Annotated in this window: 5 protein-coding genes; all 5 read left to right on the forward strand. The window is 70.8% G+C overall.

The window, feature by feature from the left end:
- The first annotated feature begins 73 nt into the window (after positions 1 to 73).
- Positions 74 to 598 carry a hypothetical protein gene (locus ACMZ42_RS26890; protein WP_415733399.1) on the forward strand — a complete coding sequence of 175 codons (525 nt, stop codon included), beginning with the start codon at positions 74 to 76 and terminating at the stop codon, positions 596 to 598.
- Positions 598 to 945, forward strand: a complete 348-nt coding sequence (locus ACMZ42_RS26895; protein WP_415733400.1) for a hypothetical protein — start codon at positions 598 to 600, stop codon at positions 943 to 945. Before ACMZ42_RS26890 ends, ACMZ42_RS26895 begins: the two co-directional genes overlap by 1 nt.
- 3 nt (positions 946 to 948) lie before the next feature.
- Positions 949 to 1,215 carry a hypothetical protein gene (locus tag ACMZ42_RS26900; RefSeq protein ID WP_415733401.1) on the forward strand — a complete coding sequence of 89 codons (267 nt, stop codon included), beginning with the start codon at positions 949 to 951 and terminating at the stop codon, positions 1,213 to 1,215.
- Positions 1,212 to 1,616, forward strand: a complete 405-nt coding sequence (locus tag ACMZ42_RS26905; RefSeq protein WP_415733402.1) for a hypothetical protein — start codon at positions 1,212 to 1,214, stop codon at positions 1,614 to 1,616. The genes ACMZ42_RS26900 and ACMZ42_RS26905 overlap by 4 nt, the downstream gene beginning before the upstream one ends.
- Positions 1,617 to 1,645: 29 nt before the next feature.
- A partial coding sequence (locus ACMZ42_RS26910; protein ID WP_415733403.1) for a hypothetical protein occupies positions 1,646 to 2,030 on the forward strand: 385 nt, incomplete at its 3' end.

A 2,030-nucleotide genomic window follows, 5' to 3' on the forward strand; every position in this document is an offset into this window, starting at 1 on the left:
ATCGAGCAGGCACCGGAGCCCAAGAAGGCTCCGGCACCTGCCAACAAGGCGCGCAGGACCGCGGTGAAGCGCAGTGGCTGAGGACTGGCCGGCGCTCGTCGACCCGGCTGCGGTCCCTGGCGGTCCATACGATCCGGTGGCCGTAGCCGCCGCGTGCGGCGCGGCCCGCTCGTACTGCGGCTGGCACATCGCCCCGGCCATCGCCGAGACGCTGACGGTCGACGGGTCTGGTGGCCCGGTGCAGCTGCTGCCCACGCTCCGCCTGGCCGAGGTCATCTCGGTGACCGACCGTGGAGCGGCTGTGGATGATCCGGAGTGGTCGGCGGCGGGGATGCTCCGGCGGCCGTACGGCTGCTGGACGAGCCGCATGCGCGGCGTCGTCGCCAAGGTGGAGCACGGGTTCACCCAGGCGCCGGCCGAACTGCTGGTAGTCATCGCGTCGATGGCGTCCCGCGGGGTGACCGCGACCGATGTCCGCCGCCAGACTGCGGGGCCGTTCACCGTCGAGTACGGGGATGGCGCGTCCTCGGGCGCGGTCGGCATGACGGGCGAAGAGCGAGCGGTCCTGGACCGCTACCGGCTCCCCCCGAGGCCCTGATGAGATTCCCCGCTGGCGAGACCGTCACTGTGCTGCGGGCGAACCTGGTCACCGACCGGTACGGCAACGAGGTATGGGACTGGTCCGATCCGGACCGCACGCTCGTCCCCGGCTGTGCGGTCGCGCCCCGGCGGACCGGAGCAGCAGAGGTCACGGATCTGGGTCGGCAGGGCGTGATCGTTGGCCTGACGGTCTACGCCCCGGCCGGGACTGATATCAGGCCGTCTGACCGGATGGAGGTCGGGGGCCGCGTGTACGAGGTGGACGGCGAGTCCGGCACCTGGGCCAGCCCGTTCACCGGGTGGGCCCCTGGTATCGAGGTCGCGCTGAAACAGATGGAGGGCTGAGAGATGGCTACTCAGATCAAGGTCACGATGAACAGGGCGGGGATGCGGACGCTGCTGCTCGGCCCGCAGGTGCGGGCGGATCTGGCAGCGCGTGCGCAGCGGATCGCCACTGCGGCGGACATTGCCTCCCGGGGCAAGCACCGGGTCACCGTGGGCAGTGGCCGGAACAGGACGCACGTGTTCGTGACCACGGCGGACACCCCCGCCCGCGTGGGCGAGGCGAGGAGCCGGACACTGACCCGGGCAGTCAACGCCGGCCGAGGCCGATGAGCGCACCTGTCGAGTTCCCGGACGTTGAGGCTCTGCTGTGCGTGTGGCTGCGCGCCCAACTGGCTGCCCGTGGGCGGCCGGTGCCTGTCGCGACGAGGGTTCCGAACCCGCGCCCGCCCGCGTTCGTCACGGTCCAGCGGCACGGCGGGATCCGGGCGACCCGTGTCTCCGACTCGCCGCAGGTCGGGGTGGAGTGCTGGGGTGCTTCGGACGCCGACGCGCACGACCTGGCGCAGCTGGTCCGCGCGCTGCTCGGCTCCCTGCCCGGGCAGCAGCTCGACGGGCTGCCGGTGTATCGGGTGCAGGAGTGGTCCGGGCCGGCCAACCTGCCGGACCCGGCGTCAGAGCAGCCGCGTTACGTGTTCGAGCTGCAAATACACATCCGCGGGAGTACCGCATGAGGCGCGGCAGCGCACAGGAGGACTGACTGATGAGCAAGGACCTGGCGAACATTCGCGTCTACGGGGACGATTCGTCTGCCGTGTGGGTGGCGCCGAAGGGCACCGTGGGCCCGGAGGACCTGGCCACGCCGGAAGCTGACTTCACTGAGCTCGGCTGGATCGGCGAGGACGGCATCACCCTGTCCCGCAGCACGGACGTGCAGGAGTTCAAGGCCTGGCAGGGCGGCACGATCGTCCGCAAGAAGGTCACCAAGACCGACAACACGTTCAAGTTCCAGTGCCTGGAGGAGACCGCGGTCACCTTGGGGCTGATGCACCCGGGGATCTCTGGGTCGACCACGGCCGGGGTCACTCGGGCGAGGATCCCCGCCGGGATCCGGTCGGACCAGCGGGTCTTCGTCGTCGACATGGTCG

Source organism: Lysinibacillus sp. NPDC056185 (genome assembly GCF_047737915.1).
Taxonomy (GTDB): Bacteria; Bacillota; Bacilli; order Bacillales_A; family Planococcaceae; genus Lysinibacillus.

Bases quoted from the DNA above. Each gene is read 5' to 3' on its own strand.
- ACMZ42_RS26895 (WP_415733400.1), top strand. From the start codon at position 598: ATGAGATTCCCCGCTGGCGAGACCGTCACTGTGCTGCGGGCGAACCTG.
- ACMZ42_RS26900 (WP_415733401.1), top strand. From the start codon at position 949: ATGGCTACTCAGATCAAGGTCACGATGAACAGGGCGGGGATGCGGACG.
- ACMZ42_RS26905 (WP_415733402.1), top strand. From the start codon at position 1,212: ATGAGCGCACCTGTCGAGTTCCCGGACGTTGAGGCTCTGCTGTGCGTG.